The sequence below is a fragment of the Plantibacter auratus genome (assembly GCF_050587365.1).
Taxonomy (GTDB): Bacteria; Actinomycetota; Actinomycetes; order Actinomycetales; family Microbacteriaceae; genus Plantibacter; species Plantibacter auratus.
Genome location: NZ_JBOBFV010000001.1, coordinates 1,137,661 through 1,161,063, shown reverse-complemented (window position 1 = coordinate 1,161,063; position 23,403 = coordinate 1,137,661). Strand labels below are relative to the sequence as shown.

The following is a 23,403-nucleotide window of genomic DNA, read 5'->3' as shown; positions in this document are numbered from 1 at the left end:
TTTCGCCTTGAAAAGTATAGGCAAGTCAGCGAAGATTCAAGCATGTCCGACGACGAGCCGATGCTGTTGCCCGCCCCGCTGCGACGCGACCGCATCCGCGAGCTCCTCGATGAGCGCGGCTTCGTGCGCGTGGCCGACATCTCCGACGACTTCGGTGTCTCACGGGTGACCGCCCGGACGGACCTCGACACCCTCGTCGACCAGGGCGACGCCGTCCGCGTGCACGGTGGCGCGATGCCCGTCCAGGGACGCGGCGCCGTGGAGTCGCCGATCGAACTCGCGACCGCGACCTCGGCGCATGCGAAGCAGCGGATCGGTGAGGCGGCGGCCGCGATGGTGCGCTCCGGTCAGAGCGTGATCGTCGACGTCGGCAGCACCGGCCTCGCCCTCGCTCGCGCGCTCAAGGCTCGCCGCGACCTCGTCGACGTCGTGGTCATCACGAACGGCCTGACCATCGCGCTCGAACTCGAGTCGGAGATCCCGAGGTTCTCGGTGATCGTCACGGGTGGGTCGCTCCGGCCGCTCCAGCATTCGCTCGTCGATCCGCTCGCCGGCTCACTGCTCGGCCAGGTCCACGCCGATCTCGCCTTCATCGGGTGCAACGGTGTCGACGCAGCCCATGGCGTGACCAACGTCAACCTGCCCGAGGCCGAGGTGAAGGCCAGGATGGTGCGCGCCGCCGAGCGGGTGGTCGTGGTCGCCGACGCCTCGAAGCTCGGTGTGCGGCAGCTCGGCCGGATCGCCGGGCTGGAGGCCTTCGACGCCCTCCTGACCGACGACGGGGCCGCGCCCGAGACCATCGCGCTCCTCCGGGAAGCGGGACTCGCGGTGACGCTGGTTCCACTCGGCGACTGACCTCGCGCCGCGTCCTGCCGTCCCGCGCGGCGTCCCGGCACTCGCGCGCCGACGGCCCGATGCGGCAGCATGGTCGCATGAGTGATCGAGCGCATCCTGCCGTGTCAATCGTCGAGCAGACGCTGCGTGATCGTGGGGCTCAGGGCGAGGTCACCTGGCTCGACGATGCTGCTCGAACGGCAGCGCTCGCAGCGGAGGCCTTGGGGATCGAGGTCGGGGCGATCGCGAACTCCCTCGTGTTCACGCTCGACGGCGAGCCGACGCTGATCCTCACGAGCGGCGCCCACCGTGTCGACACCGCCTGGGTCGGCGAGCGGCTCGGTGGACGGCTGAAGCGTGCTGACGCCGAGGTCGTCAAGGCGGCGACGGGACAGGTGATCGGTGGCGTCGCGCCCGTCGGTCACCCGGAACCGATCCGCACCTACGTGGACGAGGCGCTCGCCGCCTACCCTGAGGTCTGGGCCGCAGCCGGCCATGCGCACACGGTGTTCCCGACGACCTTCGAGGAGCTCGTGCGGGTGACCGGCGGGCAGGTCATCGCGGTGGAGCCGCCGAAGGATCCTGCGGGGTCGTCGGCAGCTGCGTCGGTGTAGCCACCGGAGCGGCCATGGCGGCCGGCGGCGTCCCCTGCTGCTTCGTCACCCGGCTCGGCGGCAGCGGAGCCGCCGCGGTCACGCCGTTCCTGCGCCCCCACCAGGTGCTCACGACGGCTGCGGCCACGCAGAGCGCCATCGGGATGAGCATGAACGGTCCGCCGGCGCCCTCGCCTCGCTCGAAGACCTGGTCGGTCTGCGACATGAGGGCCGTGGGCACGAGGAGCAGGACGTTGTTCGTCGCATGGATGAGCACCGGAGCCTCGAGGCCACCGGTCCCGCGTGCGGCGAAGGACATCGAGGCGCCGAACACGAAGTAGTAGGCGATGAGCCAGGGGTCGCCGGCGAAGTGCACCGAGGCGAAGACCGCACCGGAGACCACCGTGCCGACGAGGAACGCCGTCATCGGTCGATTGAACCAGGATCCGACGGAACGTTGGATGAGGCCGCGCGCACCGTACTCCTCGCCGGCCGACTGCAGCGGCGTCGTGAGGATCACGACGGCGAGCATCGCGATCATGGTGCCGTCGACCACGATGGGATCGAGCGGGGAGAGCAGGACGGAGGCGCCGACGTACACGATCCACACCGGGACGATGATGAGCGCGAGACGCCCGAACCAGCGCCAGCGGAAGCGACCCTCCACCGAGGACAGCCACCGCGGCCGGACGCCGAAGAGCGCCCACTGGATGAGCATCGACACCGGGATGAGCGCGGCGAGCGACAGGTTGTTCGCGAGCATCGTCACCGGCGTCAGCGTCATGAGGCCGTTCGCGACGTCGTCGAGTGTGTAGGCCCCGGTGGCCACGTCCACGATGAGCGCGATGCCGCCGAGAACGATCGAGAGGATCAGGAACCCGACGACGAGGAGGAGGAGTGCGAGGGCGCCGCGCCACCAGGCCGGTGCGGCGCGGAGGGCGTGGTCGTAGGTCGCGAGCTGCCGCTGGGGCACGGCTGGATCGACGGGCGTCGAGGCTGGCGTCGAGGGTGATGGCGAAGGCGTCTGCGGGTGCTGTCCAGGATTCGTCATGCTGCCAGGGTAGGCAGCCGTCGCGGCAGGACGCGTCCCCCGAGCGATGGACGACGAGCGACGGATGGCCGGTGATCGGCCTGGTCCCGAACGCTCGACGGTGGGAGACTGACCGGTATGGCCGGACACCGCATCTTCACGACGAGCTTCGCCAGTGTGTACCCGCTCTACGTCGCGAAGGCGGAGCGGAAGGGCCACACGAAGGACGAGGTGGACCAGGTCATCACCTGGCTCACGGGCTACGACGACGCCGCGATCGAACGGGTGCTCGCCGACGGTACCGACTTCGAGACCTTCTTCGCCGAAGCGCCGGCGATGCACCCCAACGCGTCGCTCATTACGGGGCTCATCTGCGGCATCCGCGTCGAGGAGATCGAGGATCCCCTGATGCAGCGCATCCGTCAGCTCGACAAGCTCGTGGACGAGGTCGCGAAGGGGAAGAAGATGACGTCGATCCTCCGCACCTCCGCCTGACGGCCGAACGCGAGCCCCTCCGATGACGCAGACGGCCGCCGCGCGAGTGCGCGACGGCCGTGTGCTCGGGACCCGCTTGGATCAGTGCGCGAGCACCGGTTCCGCGGACGCCTCCGGGGCGTGGTGCAGGGCGAGCCCCTGGTTGCGTCGGCGGAACAGCAGTGCCGCCGTCACGGCGCCGACCGCGAAGAACCCGGCGCCCCAGAAATAGGCGGTCTGGTAGCTCTGGATCGCAGCCTGCGCCAGCACCTCGGGGGTGGGCGGCGCGTTGTCGGTCACGTAAGCCGTGGCGGCGCTCGCCGCGAGGGTGTTGAGCAGCGCCACACCGATCGACCCTCCGACTTGCTGGCTCGTGTTGACCGTCGCCGACGCGACCCCGGCGAACGCCCGGTCGACACCGAGCGTCGCGGTCTGCATCGAGGCGGGCATGATCGATCCCATCGCGAAGCCGAGCACCATGAGCGCGGGCATGACGTTGCCGACATAGGAGCTGTCGAGGTCGAGTCGGGTGAGGAGGAGCATGCCGATCGCACCGAGCGTCATGCCGAACGGCACCATGACCTTCGGCCCGAAGCGGGGGACGAGGAGGTTGGTCCCCAGCTGTGCGGCGAGCACGAGCATCGCGATCATCGGGAGGAAGGCGAAGCCCGTCTGCTGTGGTGAGTACCCGAGCGAGGCCTGCAGGTAGTAGGTGACGAAGAGGAAGATGCCGAACATCCCGGCTCCGGCGATCATGACCGAGATGAACGCGGCACCGCGGTTGCGGTCGAGGATGATCGACAACGGGAGGAGCGGGTGCGCGGCCCGGCGCTGCCAGAGGACGAACACGACGAGGAGCACGGCTGCGGCGGCGAGGAAGGCCCAGCTGAGCGGCGAGTCCCACCCGTCGGTCTCGGCATTGGCGAAGCCGTAGACGAGGCTGAACAACGCACCCGAGACGAGGACGGTGCCCGGAACGTCGAGCTTGGGGCGGGGGCCGGTCGTCTTCGGGGTGGTGATGAAGAGGGCCGCCCCGACGATGGCGACCACGGCGATCACGACGTTGATGTACAGGTTCCAGCGCCAGTCGAACTGCTCGGTGAGGAATCCGCCGAGGAGGAGACCGACCGCGCCACCTGCGCCGGCGATCGCACCGAAGACGCCGAACGCGCGGGCGCGCTCCTTCGGGATCGTGAAGGTGGTCGTGAGCATCGCGAGCGCGGTCGGTGCGAGGAGGGCGGCGAAGACGCCCTGGAGTGCCCGCGCGGCGACGAGGGTGCCGAACGAGTCCGCTGCGCCTCCGAGGGCCGAGGCGATCGCGAACCCGACGAGCCCGATGATGAAGGCCCGCTTCCGGCCCATGAGGTCGGACAGGCGTCCGCCGAGCAGTAGCAGGCTGCCGAAGGCGAGGGAGTAGGCGGTGACGATCCACTGGCGATCGCCGTCGGAGAACCCGAGGTCGGCCTGGGCGGCGGGCATCGCGATGTTCACGACGGTGGCGTCGAGCACGACCATGAGTTGCGCGAGGCCGACGGTGACGAGCGTCCACCAGCGGCGTGAGGAGACTGCCGGGGTTCCGGCGGCGAGATTCGAAGTCATGCTGAGGACTCTATACGGAACTGAGCAGTTTCGGAACCGAATAGTTCCAGAACGTTCGAGTTCCTGAACTATGCTGTTCCCGGAGACGAAAGGGAGGTGAGCCGCGATGACGCAGCTCGAGACCCCACCCGCAGCGCCGAAGCTCGGCCGGAAGCGCGACCACACGCGGGACGCTGATATCCTCGACGCCGCGCTCGACGTCCTCGCCGACACGGGCTACGCCGGGATGACGGTCGACATGGTCGCTGCGCGGGCGAAGGCCGGCAAGGCGACGCTCTACCGCCGATGGGCGTCGAAGTCCGAACTCGTGATCGACGCGGTCGCCTGCATGAAGCAGATCGATCCCGACTTCTCGAAGCTGCCCGACACCGGCTCACTCCGCGGCGACCTCGTCGCGATGATCAAGGCGCCGTCCATCGCCGAGGGTGAGCGCAAGATGCGAGTGTTCGCCGGCGTGATGTCGATGATCTCGGATGCGCCCGAGCTCACCGAGTCCATCCACGCGGCGATCGTGGAGCCCCGCATGGCGGTCAACCGCTACCTGTTGCAGCGCGCGATCGACCGCGGTGAGATCCGCGCGGACGCCGATGTGGAGACCCTTGCGCTGATCAGCCAGGCGATGGTGAGCTATCGCGTGCTGATGCTGCGGGAGCCGGTGACGCGTGACTTCCTCATCTCGGTGATCGACGGCGTCATCATCCCGGCCGTCCGGAAGTAGCTCGATGACCGACGGACCCGCCCGATCTCGAATCGGGCTGCTCGATCACGCGGCGCCGGTCCAACTCGGGACGCTCGACGCCGCATTGCGCTTCTCCGGCTTCCGTGAGCCGGGCGGACGCCACCTCATCGTGGACGGCGCGGAGGCGTTCGAGTTGAGCTTCCCCTGCGGAAGCTGCGCGCTGCTGTTCCGTCGTCTGGACGAGGGCGCTCGGGCGCTCGCCGCAGACGCACTGCACGATCACCTCGACGAGGGCGTGCCCGCGATCGACGATCCGTCATTACGTGGCCTCGTGTCGACGATCCTCCCCGAGGGGACCTATCTGCCGCTCCTGCTGTCCATCGAGTCCGTCCTGGTCGCTCCGGGTGACGATCACGACTACTTCTCGCGGGAGCAGGTCGCGCACCGCGGCATCGACCCCACGCTCGGGGCGCCGGAGGACCCTGCGACCGGCTACTACCGCGGCCCGACCCGGACGACCGGCGAGCACGAGACCCTCTTCGAGTTCCTCGTGCCGATGGTGCCGCCCGGTTGGAACGACCGCGAGCGCGTGGCCTCGTATGAGGAGCGGCTTCGCACCGGGGGAGCGGCGACCGTGCTCGCGGTCTCCGTGCTGGACCGGACACAGCCGTTCGACAGCGCCGACGCCCACACGGGTCTCGTGCACTTCGTCCTCGACGGCCACCACAAGCTCGAAGCAGCCGCGCGTCTCGGGGTCGCGATCACGGTCCTGTCGTACGTCTCGGTCGACGCGAGCCTCGCGGACGAAGCGACGGTGACCGGCCTCCCGGAGCTGCTCGCGCGCTGATCACGTCGGGCGAGAGGCCGGGTGGATCACGCAGCGCTGGATCCCCCGATCCCTGCGTGACCCACCGGTCGAGGCGGTGAGCGTCGCAAACCCCCGTCGCGAATACGCAGCCCACTGAGGCGTGGACTGCGGCGGCATCACCTCCACCAGTGTGACATGAATAAGTCGTTCGTACCAGTTATCAAAAAGAGGTCGGCTGTGCGAGCTCCGAGCCTCTAGGCTGAGGCCCCGACCGGCCACGGTCGACGGACACGGCGCCGATGGATCGGGGCCGGAACACAGGCTGCCCGAGGAGGCCAGGATGCCGGGGACGCGACGAACGCCCACGCAGGAACGCGGACAGGTGACGCAGGACGCGATCGTCGAGGGAGCCGCGACCGTCTTCGACCGCATCGGCTACGGGAACGCGAGTCTGTCGATGATCGCGGAAGCATCCGGGATCTCGCAGGGGTCCATGTACTTCCACTTCAAGTCGAAGGAGCAGATCGCCCTCGCGGTCATCCACGAGCAGCACGACCGGTCGATGCCCCTGATGGCACGGGTGTCGGAACAGTACGACGGGGTCCTCGAGCGGCTCATCCGGGTGTCGCGCGCCATCGTCGACCAACTCGAGAACGACCCGGTGGTCCGTGCCGGGATCAGACTCACGCTCGATGAGGGTTCGCTGAGCCAACCGGCCGGTGCGTTCTACGAGGATTGGATCTCGGGGACGGCCGCTCAGCTCGACGTGGCGCTGCAAGCCGGGGACCTGGTGAGTTCGATGTCGGCACCGGACCTGGCCCGCACGCTGATCGGGTTCTTCACCGGTGTCCAGCTCACCGCCCAGGCGACGGTCGGGCGCTCGGACATCGCGGCGTCGGTCGACCGCATGTGGCGGCTCGCGATCGACGCGATCGTCCCCGAGCCGCGGCGGGCAGCGGCGACGAGCGTCCGGGAGGACGCCTTCGGCGCTGCGGGCGATGTGCGCCCGACGCGACCTGCCGCGTCGAGGTAGCTCTCAACGCTGGGCGATGGGCGCGCGACGACCCTGCATCCCGACGTGACGCGTTCGACTACCGCGTCTGTGGTGGGCCCGGTGGGGCTCGAACCCACGACCCGCGGATTAAAAGTCCGATGCTCTGCCAACTGAGCTACAGGCCCATACGCGCTCTACTCTACGAGATTTCGACGGCACCCGTTGACGCGCAGGTCCGGGCCATAGGGGAGGATCGCGGGCCGGGGCGAGTACCGTTGTCGGGTGCGCGAAGCGCGTCGCAGGGAGGAGCAGGCATGACCGAGGGATTCCATCGTCCGACGAAGCTCCCGCCGTCGATGCTCGAAGCGATCCAGGGCGGTCTCGACCCGGAGGCCGTCTCGAGGATCACCCATGAGACGGCCGTCGCCCTTCTTACCCGGGTGCGGGCGGACCCGGACCCTGCCGTGGTCGATCGCCTCGTGACGTACACGGACGAGCACGGGATCGACGCGATCGCCGAACTCTGGTCGCACGCCAGCCCGCGGAGCCTCCCAGGAGCCCTCTGGCGGATCTACCTACTGCGCCTGCTCATCCGGCAGGACCCGGCGGGGACGAGCTTCAGCTTCCAGCGGGGCACCGAGCTCATCACCACCGTCGACCCCGTGATCGCCGGCGCGGCCGAGCCGACCGGGCCGGAGGAGATCATCGTCCTCGCCGACCAGATCCTCCGTGGGCTGTACACCGGCGACTTCGCGATCGCCCTCGAGCGGGCGGCGTCCTTCTGCCGGATCAACGCGGTCGGCTGCACCTCCCTCGCGAACGACCGGGACGCGCTCGACCCCGCAGACGCCGCGAGACTCACCACGAAGGCCGCGCGGTTCAGCACCATCGCCGAGGAGCTCGCCGGCTGCGCCCGACTGTGGCGCACCGACTCCCTGGACTGATCCAGGCGCCCTGGTCAAGGCCTTCGGCCTGGGAATGTCCACAGGTGATCCCTTGCTACACTGTTCTAGCCGGGCCGCAGTAACCCCGGGCTCCAAAAATCGCCGCTTCGAGCGGCCTTGCGCCGAGAGGCGTTCCTGCGGCCTGGCACTTACTTTGTGCGGAAGTCTTCAGTCGCCTGCCGCCCGTTCCGTGATGACACCGGAACTGGGGTGTCGAATCGCGTCGATTCCTCCAATCGGATCCCGGGTCGGCACCGAACTCCGTGTATGACCGCCGCACTGTACACGCAGACCCAACCTCGGGTGGGCGTCGCGCAAACGGCCGGTGTCCGTGAGAAGCTAAGACTTGTGACCACGGGACCGGAAGCCGACGCTGCACCGCAGGTGTCTTTGGCGAACGTGCTCGACGCGCTGCTCATCCGCGTGGCCGGCGGCGACCAGGTCGCGTTCAGCGAGCTGTACGACCACATCGCGCCGCGGGTCCTCGGACTCGTCAAGCGTGTGCTCGTCGACCACGCGCAGTCCGAAGAGGTCACCCAGGAGGTGTTCCTCGAGGTCTGGCAGAACGCTCAGAAGTTCGAGGCGGGCAAGGGCACGGCCACGACCTGGGTGCTCACCATGGCCCACCGTCGTGCGATCGACCGCGTGCGCGCCTCACAGGCCGGACGCGACCGCGATCTCAAGATCGGCATCCGCGACTTCGATGAGCGTGTCGACAACGTGCAGGAGACGGTCGAGATCCGGATCGAGCATGAACGCGTCAAGCGGGCCTTCGTCCGGTTGAGCGAGCTGCAACGCGAAGCTGTTTCGCTCGCCTACTACGGCGGCTACAGTCACAGCGAGATCTCGAACCTGCTCGGCGTGCCGATCGGTACGGTGAAGACCAGGTTGCGAGACGGAATGATCAGACTTCGAGACGAGTTGGGGGTGCGTACATGACCGAGCGAGACGATGCAACAGACCTGGCAGCCGGAAACGCGCTGCACACCCTGACCCCGCGCGAGCAGGAGCGGTTCGACCGCCTGCGCGCCGAACACGAGTCCGTCCGCGAGGAAGCGGCGGAATTCGAGGAGACCGTCGCCATGCTCGACCTCGCAGCACCTCCCGTGCAGCCGTCGGCAGCGCTCAAGAGCTCGCTCATGGCTGCGATCCAGAACCTGCCGCAGCTGCCCGCTGACGCCCCCGTCGAGGCTCCTGTCGCCGAGGTGCGGGCGCTTCCGACCGCGGTCCCAGAGGTCGACGAGACGCCGGTGTCGACACCGACCGCCACGCCGGCCCCCGCAGCAGCGACCACCCCGGTGGCCGGTGCGGCTGAGCGCAAGGCCGCCTCACGGTGGCGTCGCAGCGCCGTCGGCATGGTGGTCGGCGCCGCAGCAGCGGTCGGCCTCATCTTCGGGGGTGTCGGACTCGCGAACACCTTCGGTGGCGGATCCCTCACGCAGACGGTCGCGCTCGCGGAGATCAACGCGGCGTCCGACGTCCAGCGCGCGAAGGTGTCCATGGACGATGCGACGGCGACCCTCGTCTGGTCGGGCGAGCTCGGCAAGTCAGCCCTGCTCGTCGACGGACTCGGCTCCCTGCCGTCAGACAAGGTCTACGAACTCTGGTACATCGGCGAGGGAGGCCCAGTCTCGGCCGGCACCTTCTCCGCAGCGAACGGCACCACCTGGCGGGTCCTCGACGGCGCCATGAGCGCGGGCGACAAGGTCGGCGTGACGGTCGAGCCGCAGGGTGGCTCCAAGCAGCCCACCACCGACCCGATCATGGTCATCGAGACGGCGTAGTCCGTTCCATCCGGCCCGAGAGGGGGTGTCGGCAGGCCCTTCGCCTCGACAGACTCGCGGAGCCGCTGCAGACGACGACAGCCCCGCCCGGGATTCCCGGGCGGGGCTGTCGTGATGCCGGCGTCAGATCAACCGAAGCGACCAGAGACGTAGTCCTCGGTCGCCTGGACGGACGGCTTCGAGAACATCGTCGTGGTGTCGTCGTACTCGATGAGCTTGCCCGGCTTGCCGGTGCCCGCGATGTTGAAGAACGCGGTCTTGTCGCTGACGCGGCTCGCCTGCTGCATGTTGTGCGTCACGATCACGATCGTGTACTCCTGCTTGAGTTCCTCGATGAGGTCTTCGATGGCGAGCGTGGAGATCGGGTCGAGGGCCGAGCACGGCTCGTCCATCAGCACGACGTCGGGGGAGACGGCGATGGCACGGGCGATGCAGAGACGCTGCTGCTGACCACCGGAGAGACCGGAGCCCGGCTTGTCGAGGCGGTCCTTCACCTCGTTCCAGAGGTTGGCGCCCTGCAGCGAACGCTCGACGAGCGCGTCCTGGTCGGACTTCGACATCTTGCGGTTGTTGAGCTTGACGCCCGCGAGGACGTTCTCCTTGATGCTCATCGTCGGGAACGGGTTCGGGCGCTGGAAGACCATGCCGACCTGACGACGGACGAGGACCGGGTCGACGCCCGGGCCGTAGAGGTTGTTGCCGTCGATCAGGACCTCGCCCTCGACGCGTGCGCCGGGGATGACCTCGTGCATGCGGTTCAGGGTGCGGAGGAAGGTGGACTTGCCGCAGCCGGAGGGGCCGATGAAGGCGGTGACCGTGCGGGGCTGGATCTGGAGGGAGACGCCCTCGACAGCCATGAAGCTGCCGTAGAAGACGTTGAGGTCGTTGACTTCGATGCTCTTGGACACGGGGTTCCTTTGCTCGCGGCCTAGCGGCCGAACTTGGGGGCGAAGATCTTGGCGATGAGTCGGGCGATGAGGTTCAGCGCCATGACGATGAGGATGAGGACGAGTGCGCCGGTCCAGGCGCGGTCCACGTAGGCGGCCCCGTCGGTGCCCTGGTTCGCGTACTGGGTGTACACGAAGACGGGGAGGGTCATCATCGGGCCGTCGAAGAGGTTGTAGTTCATGCTCTGGGTGAAGCCGGCGATGATCAGGAGGGGCGCGGTCTCACCGATGACACGGGCGACGGCGAGCGTCACGCCGGTGATGATGCCGGCGATCGAGGTGGGGAGGACGATCTTGAGGATGGTCAGCCACTTCGGCACACCGAGGGCGTAGGAGGCTTCACGCAGCTCGTTCGGCACGAGCTTCAGCATCTCCTCGCTGGAGCGGACCACGACGGGGATCATGAGCAGCGACAGCGCGATGGCGCCGCCGATGCCGAGCCGGACGCCCGGGCCGAAGAAGATCGCCAGCAGGGCGAAGGCGAACAGTCCGGCGACGATGGACGGGATACCGGTCATCACGTCGACGAGGAAGGTGATGCCCTGGGAGAGCTTGCCGCGACCGTACTCGACGAGGTAGATCGCCGTCAGGATCCCGATCGGGATGGAGATGACCGACGTGGCCAGGGTGATGAGCAGCGTGCCGGTGATGGCGTGCAGTGCTCCACCGCCCTCACCGACGACGTTCCGCATCGACAGGGAGAAGAACTCGATGTCGAAGCGGGCGGCACCGGCCGAGATCACCGTGATGGCGACCGAGACGAGCGGCAGGAGGGCGACGACGAAGGCCGCGGTCACCAGGGTGGTGAGCAGGCGGTCCTTGGCCTTCCGGCGTCCCTCCACCATGAGCGACGAGACGTACACGGTCACCGCGTAGAGCGCGGCGCCGAGCACGACGGCTCCGGGGACGTTGTAGCTCTTGTCGGCCGTGGACTGCTGCAGCAGCAGGAAGATGACGCCGCTGACGATGAGGCTGCCCGCGAGGATGGTGAGCGGCGCGAACTTCGGCAGCTTGCCCGCGGTGAGCGAGTTCGAGAACGGGGTGGCGATGGACGCCTGGCGGCGGTCGGTCGTGGCGGTCATCAGTTCGCTCCCGAGAATTCTTTACGACGGTTGACGATGAGTCTGGCGATGAAATTCACCACGAAGGTGATGATGAACAGGATCAGGCCGGTGGCGATGAGCTTGTTCACGTCGATGCCGAAGGACTCGGGGAAGTTCAGGGCGATGTTCGCCGCGATGGTGTTCGGGTTGCTCGAGGTGAGCAGGAAGAACGAGTAGACGGCGGCGGGGGAGAGCACGAGCGCGACGGCCATCGTCTCACCGAGGGCGCGTCCGAGGCCGAGCATGGAGGCGGACACGATGCCTGGGCGTCCGAACGGCAGGACCGCCATCTGGATCATCTCCCAGCGCGTGGCGCCGAGCGCGAGTGCGGCCTCCTCGTGGAGCTTCGGGGTCTGGAGGAAGATCTCCCGGGAGATGGCCGTGATGATCGGGATGATCATGACCGCGAGCACGAGGGCGACGGTGAGGATCGTGCGACCGGTGCCGGACACCGTGCCGCCGAAGAGCGGGATCCAGCCGAGGTTCTCGGACAGCCAGGCGAAGAAGGGCTGAACGAACGGCGCGAGGACGAGCGCACCCCAGAGGCCGTAGACGACCGACGGCACGGCGGCCAGGAGGTCGATGACGTAGCCGAGGGCGACCGCGAGTCGGCGCGGCGCGTAGTGGGTGATGAAGAGGGCGATCCCGAGCGAGAGCGGCACGGCGATCGCGAGGGCGAGGATGGCCGCCCAGATGGTGCCGAAGACGAACGGGCCGACGTAGGCCCAGAAGCTCGTCGGAGCACCGGTGAACGACGAGGAGTCGGCCGTGAGGGCCGGGAACGCCTGGACGATGAGGAAGATCGCGACCGCCGCCAGGATGACGAGGATGAGTGATCCGGAGACGACGGAGAGCGTCGAGAAGACGCGGTCGCCGACTCGTTGCTTGGCTTTGGGTCTCGCAGCTAGGGCCTCGACAGCCATGGGTTCCCGTTCTCTCGATGCGATGGTGGTGCCCCTCGACAGACTCGGGGAGCGGGTACTGCGGGTATTGCGAGTGCTGGTGACGCAGGTCGAGCGTGCCGGGCAGGACCCGGCACGCTCGACCGTTGGATTACTTGATGGACGCGATCGCGTCCTGGACCTTCTTGGCGAGGTCGGCGGAGAGCGGCGCAGCACCGGCCGACTTCGCAGCCTCTTCCTGGCCCTCGTCGCTGGCGATGTAGCCGGCGTAGGCCTTGACGAGGTCGGCGACCTTCGGGTCGGCGTACTCCTGGCAGGCGATGAGGTAGCTCACGAGCACGATCGGGTAGTGGGTCGCGTCCGTGGTCTCGCGGTCGAGCTTGATCGCGATGTCGTTCGCCTCGCGGCCTTCGACGAGCGGCGAGCCCTCGACGACGGCGGCAGCACCCTCGGCGCTGTACTCGACGAACTCCTCGCCGACCTTGATCTTCGCGACACCGAGGTCGCCGGCCTTCGACGCGTCGGCGTAGCCGATGGTGCCGGTGCCACCCTTGACGGTGTCGACGACGCCGGAGGTGCCCTTGGCACCCTCACCCGACTGGAACGGGAAGGTGTCGGCCGGCTCAGCGGTCCAGACGTCCGGAGCGTTCTTGTTCAGGTAGTCGGCGAAGTTCTTCGTCGTTCCCGAGTCGTCCGAGCGGTGGACGGCGGTGATGGGGGTCGAGGGGAGCTTGGCCTCGGGGTTCAGCGCGACGATCGCCGGGTCGTCCCAGCTGGTGATCTGACCGGCGAAGATCTTCGCGATGGTCGCTGCGTCGAGGTTGAGCTCGTCGACGCCCTCGACGTTGAAGATGACCGCGATCGGGGAGATGTAGACCGGGAGGTCGATCGCCTTGGTGTCGGCTGCACATGCGGCGAAGGTGCTCGAGAGCTCTTCGTCGGAGAGGGCCGAGTCCGAACCGGCGAACTGCACGCCGCCGGCGATGAACGCCTTGCGGCCGGCGCCGGAGCCGTCGGGGGAGTAGTTGATGGTGACGTCCGGGTTCGACGTCTGGAAGGCGGCGACCCAGGCTTCCTGGGCGCTGCCCTGCGACGATGCGCCGCTACCGGCCAGGCTGCCCTTGAGGTCGCTGGCGGCTGCGCTCGTGGCGGTGGCGCCGCCTTCGTTGGCCGCACAGGAGGTCAGTGCGACGGCTGCGACTGCTGCTACGACCGCGACGCGGCCGAAACGTGAGAACTTCACAGGGATGTCCATTCATTGGTGTGGGTGCGAGCCGGTGCTGGCTCGTCAGTGACGCTAACCACGTGGCATGACGAGCATCCCCCGTGATGGTAAACAACGGGTGAACGGATATCGACGGCTTCATGGCGGCCGACGTGGCGATGCCGCGAATGCGCGACGAACGCCCCCTGTTCAGGGGGTTCGCGCGGATGGGTCAGACGCGGGGTTCGTGCGTCTCGATGGCGATGATGCCGGAGCTCGGGTTGGTCCGGGAGAGGTGCACGATGGAGAACGCCCCGGTCTCGAGTGCGGCGGCGCTCCCGAGGTAGGAGCCTCGGGTGGACCCGGTGGCGAGCGCGATCTCGTGCAGGATCTCGGGGAGGACCGGCCCGTGGCTGCAGAGGATGGCCGTCTTGAGCGCCCTGACGCGGCGGCCGACGACCCGGCGGACGTCCGATTCGCCCCGCTCGTAGGCGTCCTGGCTGATGAGGTCGGAGCGTTTCGGCTCGATGCCCGCGGCCGCGGCGATCGGGCTGACGGTGCTGACGCAGCGCACGGCCGTGCTCGTCACGATCTTGCGAGGACCGAAGGCGAGCAGGGTCGGGACGTTCCCCGCAGCCTGCTTGACGCCGCGCGGCGCCAGTGGCCTGGTCGCGTCCTCGCCGGACCATTCGGAGGGGGACGTGGCCTTCCCATGGCGCATCGCGATGAGGGCGAAGGTCGCTGTGACGCCCTCGTCGACCAGCGCGGCGAAGGCGTCGAGGATCTCCACGTCGCGTTCGTAGCTGAGGTAGCTCCGTGCCCGCTTGATGGTGACCCACTCCAGGGCGGCGACCTCGCCGTTGGGGATGAACGTGCTCTCGCGGACGGCCTGGTCGGTGACCTCGGCCGACCAGTAGTGGACGATCTTCTCGCGTCCGCTCGACAAGGGGTACGTGGAGACACCAAGCGGCACACCGAGGTGGACGCTCAGGCCGGTCTCCTCCTTGATCTCCCGCACGGCCGTCTGCGCGAGCGTCTCTCCGGGATCGACCTTGCCCTTGGGGATGGTGACGTCGCCGTAGACCGTCCGGTGGATGACGAGGAGGTGGACCTTGCCGTCGATGAGACGCCAGCACACGGCACCGGCTGCATAGATTGCCGTCGTCGTCATAGTCACTGCCTCGTCGTGTCGTGGTGCTCGGGTGGGTCGCGGTGCGAAGTCGTCAGCGACGGTTCCTCGGCCGGCGGCGCGCCGCGGTCTCGAGCATGAGGGAGTCTTGCAGATCCGTGAGCGGTCGTCCGTCAGCGTCGACCGCGTGGCGCGTCCAGACGCCGTCGGCGTCGAGCCACCAGGACGACGTCTGCTCGTCGAGGGCCTGCTCGAACATCGCGGCGGTCGCCTCGAGGTGCTTCGGGTCGGTGAGCCTGACGAGCGCCTCGACGCGGCGGTCGAGGTTGCGGTGCATCATGTCGGCGCTGCCGATGAACACGTGCGGGTCGCCGTCGTTGTGGAACGAGAAGATGCGCGAGTGTTCGAGGTACCGCCCGAGGATGGAGCGCACGCGGATCGTCTCGCTCATCCCCGGCTGGCCGGGCTTCAGCGCACAGATCCCGCGAACCCACAGGTCGACCGGGACCCCCGCCTGGCTGGCCCGGTAGAGCGCGTCGATGATCGACTCGTCCACCATCGAGTTGACCTTGATGCGGATCCCGGAGGGCTTGCCCTCCTCGGCGTTCGTGCGCTCCTGCTCGATGTGCTTGAGGAGGCCCTTGCGCAGGTGGCGCGGCGCGACCAGGAGTCGCTTGAACTTCTTCTCGATCGCGTACCCGGACAGCTCGTTGAAGAGGCGGGTGAGGTCTTTGCCGACCTGGTCGTCGGCCGTGAACAGACCGAGGTCCTCGTAGATGCGGCTCGTCTTCGGGTTGTAGTTACCCGTGCCGATGTGGCTGTAGTGGCGTAGCACGCCGCGCTCCTGTCGGACGACGAGCGCGAGCTTGCAGTGCGTCTTCAGTCCGACGAGCCCGTAGACGACGTGGACGCCGGCCTTCTCGAGCTTCCTGGCCCAGGAGATGTTGTTCTGCTCGTCGAACCGGGCCTTGATCTCGACCAGCGCGAGGACCTGCTTGCCGGCCTCGGCCGCGTCGATGAGTGCTTCGACGATGGGGCTGTCGCCCGAGGTCCGGTAGAGGGTCTGCTTGATCGCGAGCACGTGCGGGTCGGCGGCGGCCTGCTCGATGAACGCCTGAACGCTCGTGGCGAAGGACTCGTAGGGGTGGTGGACCAGGACGTCCTCACGGGCGATCGACCGGAAGAGGTCGGGCTTGCCGTTGGGCTCGTCGGGCTGGAACTGCAGCGCCGTGGTCGGGACGCGTTTCGGGTACTGGAGATCCGGGCGGTCGATGCCGGCGAGGCTGAAGAGGCCACCGAGGTCGAGCGGCGAGGGCAGGCGGTAGACCTCCTGCTCGGTGATGTCGAGTTCGCGGACGAGGAGTCCGAGGGTGACATCGTCCATGTCGTCGGTGATCTCGAGCCGGATGGGCGGCCCGAACCGGCGGCGCAGCAGCTCCTTCTCGAGGGCCTGGATGAGGTTCTCGGTCTCGTCCTCCTCGATCACCATGTCCTCGTTGCGCGTGACGCGGAAGACGTGGTGGTCGACGATCTCCATGCCGGGGAAGAGGTGGCCGAGGTGGTTGGCGATGACCTCCTCGAGGGCGATGTAGCGCACGCTGGGAGCGGTGTCCAGCGACGCGGAACGGCGCTCCGCCGGACCGACGCGGACGAAGCGCGGCATCATCTGGGGGACCTTGAGTCGGGCGAACTCCTCGCGTCCCGTGCGGGTGTTCCGCACTCGGACCGCGAGGTTCAACGAGAGGCCGGAGATGTAGGGGAACGGGTGCGCCGGGTCGACAGCGAGCGGCATGAGCACCGGGAAGACCTGGTTGCTGAAGTACTCGCTGAGGTACTCGCGGTCGGCTGCGTCGAGTGAGTCCCAGGTGACGACCGTGACGCCGCGTTCGGCGAGGTCGGGACGGACGAGGTCGTGCCAGGCGCGCGCGTGCCGTTCCTGCAGGACGTGCGCCTGCTGCGAGATCTCGGACAGGACGTCGGCCGGAGCGTTGCCGACGTTCGTCGGGACAGCCAGTCCGGTGAGGATGCGGCGCTTCAGGCCGGCGACCCGCACCATGAAGAACTCGTCGAGGTTCGAGGCGAAGATCGCGAGGAAGTTGGCGCGTTCGAGGACGGGCAGCGCCGGGTCTTCGGCGAGCTCGAGGACACGCTGGTTGAAGGCGAGCCAGCTGAGTTCGCGGTCGAGGTAGCGGTGTTCGGGCAGCGCGGGATCGTTCCGCTCGAAGGCGGGGTCGAAGTCCTCTTCGTCTCCATCGAGGCCGACATCGAGCACGGTTGGGTCTGCTGGCATGTCTTCATCATGACACCGTGGCGGGGGTGGTCGCGACGACTGCGGTGAACACTGTGTAAATGCCGCCGCGCCGCGCCGCTGTGGAGGGGATCAGGCGTCGGTTCTCGCGTACTGCGCGTCGATCGTGTGGTCGGTGAATCCGAGCGAGCGGTACAGCGACACCGCAGGGAGGTTGTCGGCTTCGACGTAGAGCGTGACCGCCTCGACGCGTCGATCCCGCAGGCGGGCGAGGCCGGCCTCCATCAGGAGTCGCCCGAGCCCTCGGCCACTTGCCGCAGGGTGCACGCCGACCGCGTAGACCTCGCCGACCGTGTCCTCGACCTTCAACCAGATGAATCCGAGGAGGTCGCCGTCGGAGCCTCGTGCGAGCAGGAAGTCGTCGGCGTCGAACCAGGACTCGGCTTCCCGGGCGCGGAGATCGTCGAGGGTCATGCGTCCCTGCTCGGGGTGGTCGGCGAAGGCGAGCGCGTTGACCTCGAGCCACTCCTCCTCGTCGACTCCCGGCCGGAACGTGCCGACCGTGACATCCGCGTGCCCAGTGGTGGCCGGTCGTGCGCGGCTCGTCGGCGCCTTGGTCAGGCGGAGCTGCAGCAGCGTCCTGACCGGAGAGAAGCCGAACTCCTGTGCGAGCACCCGGGAGGCGGGGTGGTCGCCGTGTGCCCAGATGCGCACCTGCGGAGGACAGTTGGCGAGGACGCCGCGCAGTGCGGCGCGACCGTAGCCGTGACCCCGCCACTCGGGCTCGACGACGAACTCGAGTTCGCCATGGCCGAGGATGGCCGCGCCCACGACGGCGAAGTCGTCGGGGTCGACCGGCGGGTCCTGTGGTTCGACGGCGAGGATCAGTGTTCGGGCGCCGGACGCGGCGTCGATGAGCGACTGGTCGCTGAACGGCGGCTGGCCGTCGACGAGCGACGCCGTGCGCACGACGCGCTCGAGCGCATCCCTGGTGCGGGCGTCGTCGACGTTACGAACCGACAGCGTCAGCCGGGGCATGATCGTCCTCGTAGACGTTGAAGCGGTAGCCGACGTTGCGCACGGTGCCGATGAGCTGCTCGAGGTCGCCGAGCTTGGCGCGCAACCGGCGGACGTGGACGTCGACGGTTCGCGTGCCACCGAAGTAGTCGTAGCCCCACACCTCGCTCAGCAGCTGCTCGCGCGTGAACACGCGGGAGGGGTGGGTCGCGAAGAAGCGGAGCAGCTCGAACTCCTTGAAGGTGAGGTCCAGCGGCTTGCCGTGGACCTTCGCGGAGTAACTGGCCTCGTCGATGACGACGCCCGACGCCTGGATCTTGCTCGCCGAGTGCTCCTGGGAGGCGCGGCCGATCGCGAGCCGGATCCGAGCGTCGACCTCGGCGGGTCCGGCGGATTCGAGGATGACGTCGTTCACGCCCCAGTCGGCGCTGACGGCGGTGAGGCCACCCTCGGTCAGGATGAGGAGGAGTGGGACCGACAGCCCGGACGCACCGAGGATCTTGCAGAGCGACTTGGCGCTCGCGAGGTCCTGGCGGGCGTCGACGAGCACGAGGTCCGAACTCGGAGCGTTCACGAGTTGTGCGGGGTCGGCTGGGATCTGCCGGGTGCGGTGGCTCAGGAGCCCGAGGGATGGGAGGACCTCGGTGCCGACCATGGAGGTCAAGACCAAAATTTGCGCCACGCGCATCCTCCCGACTGAGTTTGGAACCATATTAGGCGAACGACCGCACCCCACGTCGCACCGGGCGCCCGCTGGTGGTCCGATGGCGTCCGCTCTGTGACAATGGGTCCGTGAGCGAAACCACTCTCTCCCCCCGGCTGCGCTGGATCAGTGTCGTCTCCATCTGGGCGCTCGCGCTCGTCGGCGTCGTCGTGTCCGGCTTGCTCTGGAGCCCGGGGGAGACCTTCTTCGGGCTGTCGGCCACGCTCGGCCTCTGCACCCTGGCCGCGTTCTCGGCACAGCTGTTGACGCGACAGAAGGTGGGATTCGTCGATCGGATGTCCACCAGCGTCACCGGCGCCGTCCTCATCCTCGCCATCGGCGGTGCCGTGTATGGCCTCATCGCCCTGGCCTCGGGGTAGACTTTCCCCATGCTGCTCGCTCTCGAAATCTTCTTCATCGGCTTGCTCGTCCTCGCCAGCCTCGCCATCGCGTTCACCGCGGTGGTCGTGCTGAAGAACCTGTACCGCGGTCAGCGCTAGTCCGGGTCCCTCGATGATCGAGATCCCGAGCGGCCTGCCGAGCGAACTGGTCCCGCTGTCGTGGCTCATCGGCGTCTGGGAGGGCACCGGCGTCATCGACTACCAGGTCGGCGACGAGACCGTGACCCGCGAGTTCGGTCAGCGCGTGAGCTTCAGCCACGACGGCCTGCCGTACTTGAACTACAACTCCTACACCTGGCTCCTGCCCGAGCAGCCCCCGCGCGACGCCGAGGGGGCCTCGTCCACGGACGAGGACGCCCTGTCGGACGACACCGCTGCGGACGTCGCGCCTGACGGAGCCTCGGCGGACGAGTCCGGTGTGCCCGAGCCGCTCGTCACCGAGACGGGCTACTGGCGCCTCGAACGCCCGCTGATCGAGGGCGACCCTGGCCCGGGCATGCTCCCAGGGCAAGGCCCCCGCCCGTTCGGCACAGCGCAATCGGTCGAGACCCTGCGTACGTCGACCGGCGCCTTCCCCCTGCAGGTCTCGATCGTCCACCCGAACGGTGTGAGCGAGCTCTACCTCGGCCAGATCGACGGCCCGCGGATCGACCTCGCGACCGACGCCGTCGTCCGGACCGCTGGAGCCAAGGAGTACGCCGCCGCGACCCGCCTGTACGGTCTCGTCGAGAACCACCTGCTCTGGGCCTGGGACATCGCCGCCCTGGGACAGGACCTCCGGACGCACGCCTCGGCGCGCCTGGCCAAAGCCGACTGACGTGACCATTCCCAACGGAGCGGTCACACCGGAACCGATTCCGGGTTCGCCCTTCCTCACGCTGCCGGGTGCCGTCGAACAGGCGGATGCCGTCGACCACGGCGTCCCCTCCCATTACGGCAGCCCGAACATCGAGCAGCGCCTCATCGCCAACGGTAAGGCGATCGTCGACCTGTCGAACCGTGGCATCGTGACGGTCACCGGCCCCGATCGGCTGAGCTGGCTCAACTCCATCACGAGCCAGGAGCTGCGCTCGCTGTCGGCCGGCATCTCGACGGAGACCCTCTTCCTCGACCAGAGCGGCCGGATCGAGCACGCGGTCAAGCTGCTCGACGACGGCACGACCACGTGGCTCGTCACCGAAGCCGACGATGCTGCGCGCCTCCACGCCTGGCTCGACCGGATGCGGTTCATGCTGCGCGTCGAGGTGGCCGTCGCGACCGAGCAGTACGCCGTGATCGGTGCGGCGGCGGGTCTCGCGGTCGACGCTGCAGAGCCGAACGGCATGCCGCTCGTCTGGCACGATCCGTGGTCCGAGGTCGCGGTCGGCGGGCATCAGTACGCGACGGGTGAGCACCCGGGTGCAGCGTGGACATGGACCGAGACGATCGTCGCGCGCGAGCAGCTCGAGTCGCTTGTGCAGCAGGTCCGTGCGGGGACGTTCTCCGCCGCGGGTTCGCTGGCCGCCGAGGCCCTGCGGATCGCCGCCTGGCGCCCGCGGTTGCAGTCCGAGGTCGACGAGCGGAGCATCCCGCACGAGCTCGACTGGCTGCGCTCGGCCGTCCACTTGAACAAGGGCTGCTATCGCGGTCAGGAGACGGTCGCCAAGGTGCACAACCTCGGGCATCCGCCGCGTCGCCTCGTCATGCTCCTCCTCGACGGCTCCGATGCGGTCCTGCCGCCGGCCGGTTCGAACGTGGTGCTCGTCGGCGTCGGCGACGACGCGACCCGGAAACCCGTCGGACGCATCACCTCGAGCGGAATCCATTACGAGTTGGGCCCGGTGGCGTTGGCGATCGTCAAGCGCTCCGCGGATCCGGCGGCCGTGCTGACGGTGGAAGCCGACGGCATCGATGTCGCGGCATCGCAGGAGATCGTTGTGCCGGCGGATGCCGGGGCCACGGCGAACGTGCCGCGGCTGCCGCGACTCGGCGCCGTCCGGCGCTGACCTCGGTGGGGAAGGACGACGCCTCGGACCCGGGCGTACGGGTCGACCGATGGACCGCTGCGGTGCGTCGCCGCATCGCGCTCGGAGACGCCTGGCATCGTCTCGTCGGATCCGTGCCGGCGGTGCTGCAGGTCAGCGCCACGGCGATCGGCGCGTACGCGTTCGCCCACTACGTGCTCGGGCACGCCGTGCCACTCCTCGCCTTGACGGTGACGATCTCGAGTCTCGGGTTCGTTCGCGACGCCCGTCCGATCCGGGTCCTCGAGACGGCCGTGGGGATGAGCGTCGGGATCGCGCTGGCCGAGATCCTGCTCCTCGGCTTCGGGCAGGGGACGTGGCAACTCGCGGTCGCGCTCGTGCTCACGCTGCTCGTCGCCCGGTTCCTGTCGCCGGCGGCGTCGTTCGCGATCGCGGCGGCGGTGCAGTCCGTCCTCGTCATGCTCCTGCCCGTGCCCGACGGCGGCCCGTTCGTGCGCACCCTCGACGGTCTGATCGGCGGGGTCTTCGCCCTGCTCGCGACCGCGCTCATCCCGCGCGACCCACGCCGGAGCGCTCGCCGGGACGGCCAGCGGCTCATCGACGAACACGTCCGGACCCTCGCCTCGCTCGTCGCCGCCCTCCGTCTCGGCGACCTCGAGGAGGCTGACCGCGCGCTCGCACGGGCGAGGGCCACCCAGCCGGCCCTGGACGCGTGGCGCGGAACCCTCGACTCAGGGCTCGCCATCGCGCGCATCTCGCCGTTCCTCCGCAAGGCGGTGTTCGACCTCGAACGGCAGCGGACCATGCTCGACGGCATGGACCTCGCGACCCGCAACCTCCGGGTGATCGCCCGGCGCATCGACTACGTGTCGCGCGACGCCACGAGCCGCCCCGAGCTCGCGGACCTGCTCGCGCGCACCTCCGTCGCGCTCGGCATCCTGTCGCAGTCGATCGGCGACATCGCCCAGCAGCCGGTCGCGAGGCAGTCTCTGCTGGAGATCGCGAAGCACCTCGAGCCGGTCGCCGTCCTCCCCGACGCCTCGGTCTCCGAGCAGGCGCTCGTGCTCGTGCTCCGGCCGTACCTCGTCGACCTGCTCACGGCGACGGGGCTGCCGACGCAGGCGGCGCAGGCGGCGCTACCCTCGCTCTGACGGCAGCCTTCCCCGACACTCAGTCCGTCGAGGAGGGATTCGGGGCCACAGCCGACCACGGCAGCGTCAGCTCACCGAGGCGCCAGCGGCTGCGGCCGGCCAGCACCGGCCACCCGCTGTCCCGGAGCGTCCGGACGGTCGCCAACCAGCGCTGGACCGGGCTGTAGACCGCCAGGGGCGCATGCATCCGCCAGGCGCGGTCGAGGTCCGTCATGAGCGCATGGACACGCTCGCCCGGCACGTTGTGATGGATCAGCGCCTTCGGCAGCCGTTCGGCCACGATGGACGGCAGCTGGAGGTCGGCGAGCCGCAGACTGACGGAGAACGACTCAGCACGCCCCTGGTCGTCGACCGCGATCCAGCTGGACACCCGTCCGATCTCGTCGCACGTCCCCTCGACGAGCACACCGCCGGGTTGCAGCCGCGACGCCATGAGACGCCAGGCCGCCGTGACCTCGGCTTCGTCGTACTGCCGGAGCACGTTGAACGCCCGGATCACCGTGGGACGGTCGTCGCCGGTCGGCACCTCGAACCCTCCGCGTGCGAAGGAAACCGCAGCCGTCGGCGTGAACCTGGTCGTGCCCGCGCGCACCTGCTGCAGCTGCGCGTCAGCGGTGCGGACGCGCCCCGGCTCGATCTCGAATCCGATGACCCGTACGTCGGGCCGGACGGCGAGTAGTCGGTCGTGCAGTTCCAACGCCGTGACGCCGCTCGCGCCGTAGCCGAGGTCCACCACCAGCGGGTTCGTCGTCCGTCTGAGTGAGGGGTGGGTCGCGATCCAGCGGTCCACCCGCCGGAGCCGGTTCGTACCCGTCGTCCCGCGGGTGATCGATCCGACGGGCATGGACCCATTCTCCCTCACGGAGCGGGGTCATCGTCCACCTCGCGGTCATGC

General features: G+C 68.7%; 24 protein-coding genes and 1 tRNA gene. 13 read left to right on the top strand and 12 right to left on the bottom strand.

The window, feature by feature from the left end:
• Positions 1–42 precede the first annotated feature (42 nt).
• Both ACQ3HE_RS05415 and ACQ3HE_RS05410 read left to right on the top strand, forming a co-directional pair.
• A complete protein-coding gene (locus tag ACQ3HE_RS05415) occupies positions 43–855 on the top strand; it encodes a DeoR/GlpR family DNA-binding transcription regulator (protein ID WP_430891616.1) in 813 nt (270 codons plus the stop codon).
• A 77-nt stretch (positions 856–932) separates the two neighbouring features.
• Positions 933–1,448, top strand: coding sequence for a YbaK/EbsC family protein (locus ACQ3HE_RS05410; RefSeq protein WP_159878041.1), 516 nt, complete (start codon positions 933–935; stop codon positions 1,446–1,448).
• Here the strand turns inward: ACQ3HE_RS05410 and ACQ3HE_RS05405 are convergent.
• Positions 1,390–2,478, bottom strand: coding sequence for a CPBP family intramembrane glutamic endopeptidase (locus ACQ3HE_RS05405; protein ID WP_430891614.1), 1,089 nt, complete (start codon positions 2,476–2,478; stop codon positions 1,390–1,392). The genes ACQ3HE_RS05410 and ACQ3HE_RS05405 overlap by 59 nt on opposite strands.
• A gap of 117 nt (positions 2,479–2,595) precedes the next feature.
• On the opposite strand from ACQ3HE_RS05405, the gene ACQ3HE_RS05400 reads away from it, so the two are divergent.
• On the top strand, positions 2,596–2,952 hold the full coding sequence (locus ACQ3HE_RS05400) for a DUF2200 domain-containing protein (protein ID WP_079705322.1): 357 nt from the start codon (positions 2,596–2,598) through the stop codon (positions 2,950–2,952).
• A gap of 81 nt (positions 2,953–3,033) precedes the next feature.
• Here the strand turns inward: ACQ3HE_RS05400 and ACQ3HE_RS05395 are convergent, their stop codons facing one another.
• On the bottom strand, positions 3,034–4,530 hold the full coding sequence (locus ACQ3HE_RS05395) for an MFS transporter (RefSeq protein WP_159878047.1): 1,497 nt from the start codon (positions 4,528–4,530) through the stop codon (positions 3,034–3,036).
• Positions 4,531–4,636: 106 nt separating this feature from the next.
• On the opposite strand from ACQ3HE_RS05395, the gene ACQ3HE_RS05390 reads away from it, so the two are divergent.
• The 3 genes from ACQ3HE_RS05390 (at position 4,637) to ACQ3HE_RS05380 (ending at position 7,050) form a co-directional block, all read left to right on the top strand.
• Entirely contained in the window at positions 4,637–5,248 is a 612-nt protein-coding gene (locus ACQ3HE_RS05390) for a TetR/AcrR family transcriptional regulator (RefSeq protein ID WP_430891612.1), read from the top strand.
• A 4-nt stretch (positions 5,249–5,252) separates the two neighbouring features.
• Positions 5,253–6,056, top strand: a complete 804-nt coding sequence (locus ACQ3HE_RS05385) for a hypothetical protein (RefSeq protein WP_430891611.1) — start codon at positions 5,253–5,255, stop codon at positions 6,054–6,056.
• Positions 6,057–6,357: 301 nt separating this feature from the next.
• On the top strand, positions 6,358–7,050 hold the full coding sequence (locus tag ACQ3HE_RS05380; RefSeq protein WP_430891609.1) for a ScbR family autoregulator-binding transcription factor: 693 nt from the start codon (positions 6,358–6,360) through the stop codon (positions 7,048–7,050).
• 70 nt (positions 7,051–7,120) lie between these two features.
• On the opposite strand, the gene ACQ3HE_RS05375 is transcribed toward ACQ3HE_RS05380, so the two are convergent.
• Positions 7,121–7,196, bottom strand: a tRNA-Lys gene (locus tag ACQ3HE_RS05375).
• Positions 7,197–7,325: 129 nt separating this feature from the next.
• On the opposite strand from ACQ3HE_RS05375, the gene ACQ3HE_RS05370 reads away from it, so the two are divergent.
• The 3 genes from ACQ3HE_RS05370 (at position 7,326) to ACQ3HE_RS05360 (ending at position 9,739) form a co-directional block, all read left to right on the top strand.
• Positions 7,326–7,955 (top strand): DNA-directed RNA polymerase subunit beta, encoded by a 630-nt coding sequence (locus tag ACQ3HE_RS05370; RefSeq protein ID WP_430891607.1) that lies wholly within the window; start codon positions 7,326–7,328, stop codon positions 7,953–7,955.
• A 348-nt stretch (positions 7,956–8,303) separates the two neighbouring features.
• Complete coding sequence (sigK, locus tag ACQ3HE_RS05365) at positions 8,304–8,894, top strand: ECF RNA polymerase sigma factor SigK (RefSeq protein WP_229940357.1); 591 nt, start codon at positions 8,304–8,306, stop codon at positions 8,892–8,894.
• Entirely contained in the window at positions 8,891–9,739 is an 849-nt protein-coding gene (locus ACQ3HE_RS05360; RefSeq protein WP_430891605.1) for an anti-sigma factor, read from the top strand. Before sigK ends, ACQ3HE_RS05360 begins: the two co-directional genes overlap by 4 nt.
• Positions 9,740–9,867: 128 nt before the next feature.
• On the opposite strand, the gene pstB is transcribed toward ACQ3HE_RS05360, so the two are convergent.
• The 8 genes from pstB to ACQ3HE_RS05320 form a co-directional block, all read right to left on the bottom strand.
• Positions 9,868–10,647 carry a phosphate ABC transporter ATP-binding protein PstB gene (gene pstB, locus ACQ3HE_RS05355; protein ID WP_056007815.1) on the bottom strand — a complete coding sequence of 260 codons (780 nt, stop codon included), beginning with the start codon at positions 10,645–10,647 and terminating at the stop codon, positions 9,868–9,870.
• 20 nt (positions 10,648–10,667) lie between these two features.
• A complete protein-coding gene (gene pstA, locus ACQ3HE_RS05350; protein WP_086474391.1) occupies positions 10,668–11,768 on the bottom strand; it encodes a phosphate ABC transporter permease PstA in 1,101 nt (366 codons plus the stop codon).
• Positions 11,768–12,712, bottom strand: a complete 945-nt coding sequence (gene pstC, locus ACQ3HE_RS05345) for a phosphate ABC transporter permease subunit PstC (protein WP_079705344.1) — start codon at positions 12,710–12,712, stop codon at positions 11,768–11,770. Before pstC ends, pstA begins: the two co-directional genes overlap by 1 nt.
• 130 nt (positions 12,713–12,842) lie before the next feature.
• A complete protein-coding gene (gene pstS / locus ACQ3HE_RS05340; protein WP_236555389.1) occupies positions 12,843–13,934 on the bottom strand; it encodes a phosphate ABC transporter substrate-binding protein PstS in 1,092 nt (363 codons plus the stop codon).
• 193 nt (positions 13,935–14,127) lie between these two features.
• A complete protein-coding gene (locus ACQ3HE_RS05335) occupies positions 14,128–15,066 on the bottom strand; it encodes an NUDIX hydrolase (protein ID WP_085510315.1) in 939 nt (312 codons plus the stop codon).
• Positions 15,067–15,118: 52 nt separating this feature from the next.
• Positions 15,119–17,314 (bottom strand): RNA degradosome polyphosphate kinase, encoded by a 2,196-nt coding sequence (locus ACQ3HE_RS05330; RefSeq protein WP_079705346.1) that lies wholly within the window; start codon positions 17,312–17,314, stop codon positions 15,119–15,121.
• A 90-nt stretch (positions 17,315–17,404) separates the two neighbouring features.
• Positions 17,405–18,310 (bottom strand): mycothiol synthase, encoded by a 906-nt coding sequence (gene mshD, locus ACQ3HE_RS05325; RefSeq protein ID WP_430891603.1) that lies wholly within the window; start codon positions 18,308–18,310, stop codon positions 17,405–17,407.
• The gene (locus ACQ3HE_RS05320) at positions 18,282–18,971 is read right to left on the bottom strand and encodes a response regulator transcription factor (RefSeq protein WP_175116223.1); all 690 of its coding nucleotides are present in this window, start codon (positions 18,969–18,971) and stop codon (positions 18,282–18,284) included. The genes mshD and ACQ3HE_RS05320 overlap by 29 nt, the downstream gene beginning before the upstream one ends.
• A 110-nt stretch (positions 18,972–19,081) precedes the next feature.
• On the opposite strand from ACQ3HE_RS05320, the gene ACQ3HE_RS05315 reads away from it, so the two are divergent.
• The 4 genes from ACQ3HE_RS05315 (at position 19,082) to ACQ3HE_RS05300 (ending at position 22,508) form a co-directional block, all read left to right on the top strand.
• Positions 19,082–19,372 (top strand): hypothetical protein, encoded by a 291-nt coding sequence (locus tag ACQ3HE_RS05315; protein WP_064296602.1) that lies wholly within the window; start codon positions 19,082–19,084, stop codon positions 19,370–19,372.
• 133 nt (positions 19,373–19,505) lie between these two features.
• Positions 19,506–20,210 (top strand): heme-binding beta-barrel domain-containing protein, encoded by a 705-nt coding sequence (locus tag ACQ3HE_RS05310; RefSeq protein WP_079705349.1) that lies wholly within the window; start codon positions 19,506–19,508, stop codon positions 20,208–20,210.
• Position 20,211: 1 nt separating this feature from the next.
• The gene (ygfZ, locus tag ACQ3HE_RS05305) at positions 20,212–21,378 is read left to right on the top strand and encodes a CAF17-like 4Fe-4S cluster assembly/insertion protein YgfZ (RefSeq protein ID WP_430891601.1); all 1,167 of its coding nucleotides are present in this window, start codon (positions 20,212–20,214) and stop codon (positions 21,376–21,378) included.
• A gap of 5 nt (positions 21,379–21,383) precedes the next feature.
• On the top strand, positions 21,384–22,508 hold the full coding sequence (locus tag ACQ3HE_RS05300; protein WP_124768882.1) for an FUSC family protein: 1,125 nt from the start codon (positions 21,384–21,386) through the stop codon (positions 22,506–22,508).
• A gap of 19 nt (positions 22,509–22,527) precedes the next feature.
• Here ACQ3HE_RS05300 and ACQ3HE_RS05295 read toward each other — a convergent pair whose 3' ends face one another.
• Positions 22,528–23,352 carry a class I SAM-dependent methyltransferase gene (locus ACQ3HE_RS05295; protein WP_430891599.1) on the bottom strand — a complete coding sequence of 275 codons (825 nt, stop codon included), beginning with the start codon at positions 23,350–23,352 and terminating at the stop codon, positions 22,528–22,530.
• Between the last annotated feature and the right edge of the window lie 51 nt (positions 23,353–23,403).

What these genes read in the sequence shown, in the direction of transcription:
- ACQ3HE_RS05415 (WP_430891616.1), top strand. Translation starts at nt 43, where the DNA reads ATGTCCGACGACGAGCCGATGCTGTTGCCCGCCCCGCTGCGACGCGAC.
- ACQ3HE_RS05410 (WP_159878041.1), top strand. Translation starts at nt 933, where the DNA reads ATGAGTGATCGAGCGCATCCTGCCGTGTCAATCGTCGAGCAGACGCTG.
- ACQ3HE_RS05405 (WP_430891614.1), bottom strand. Translation starts at nt 2,478, where the DNA reads ATGACGAATCCTGGACAGCACCCGCAGACGCCTTCGCCATCACCCTCG.
- ACQ3HE_RS05400 (WP_079705322.1), top strand. Translation starts at nt 2,596, where the DNA reads ATGGCCGGACACCGCATCTTCACGACGAGCTTCGCCAGTGTGTACCCG.
- ACQ3HE_RS05395 (WP_159878047.1), bottom strand. Translation starts at nt 4,530, where the DNA reads ATGACTTCGAATCTCGCCGCCGGAACCCCGGCAGTCTCCTCACGCCGC.
- ACQ3HE_RS05390 (WP_430891612.1), top strand. Translation starts at nt 4,637, where the DNA reads ATGACGCAGCTCGAGACCCCACCCGCAGCGCCGAAGCTCGGCCGGAAG.
- ACQ3HE_RS05385 (WP_430891611.1), top strand. Translation starts at nt 5,253, where the DNA reads ATGACCGACGGACCCGCCCGATCTCGAATCGGGCTGCTCGATCACGCG.
- ACQ3HE_RS05380 (WP_430891609.1), top strand. Translation starts at nt 6,358, where the DNA reads ATGCCGGGGACGCGACGAACGCCCACGCAGGAACGCGGACAGGTGACG.
- ACQ3HE_RS05370 (WP_430891607.1), top strand. Translation starts at nt 7,326, where the DNA reads ATGACCGAGGGATTCCATCGTCCGACGAAGCTCCCGCCGTCGATGCTC.
- ACQ3HE_RS05360 (WP_430891605.1), top strand. Translation starts at nt 8,891, where the DNA reads ATGACCGAGCGAGACGATGCAACAGACCTGGCAGCCGGAAACGCGCTG.
- pstA (WP_086474391.1), bottom strand. Translation starts at nt 11,768, where the DNA reads ATGACCGCCACGACCGACCGCCGCCAGGCGTCCATCGCCACCCCGTTC.
- pstC (WP_079705344.1), bottom strand. Translation starts at nt 12,712, where the DNA reads ATGGCTGTCGAGGCCCTAGCTGCGAGACCCAAAGCCAAGCAACGAGTC.
- ACQ3HE_RS05335 (WP_085510315.1), bottom strand. Translation starts at nt 15,066, where the DNA reads ATGACGACGACGGCAATCTATGCAGCCGGTGCCGTGTGCTGGCGTCTC.
- ACQ3HE_RS05330 (WP_079705346.1), bottom strand. Translation starts at nt 17,314, where the DNA reads ATGCCAGCAGACCCAACCGTGCTCGATGTCGGCCTCGATGGAGACGAA.
- mshD (WP_430891603.1), bottom strand. Translation starts at nt 18,310, where the DNA reads ATGCCCCGGCTGACGCTGTCGGTTCGTAACGTCGACGACGCCCGCACC.
- ACQ3HE_RS05310 (WP_079705349.1), top strand. Translation starts at nt 19,506, where the DNA reads ATGATCGAGATCCCGAGCGGCCTGCCGAGCGAACTGGTCCCGCTGTCG.
- ACQ3HE_RS05295 (WP_430891599.1), bottom strand. Translation starts at nt 23,352, where the DNA reads ATGCCCGTCGGATCGATCACCCGCGGGACGACGGGTACGAACCGGCTC.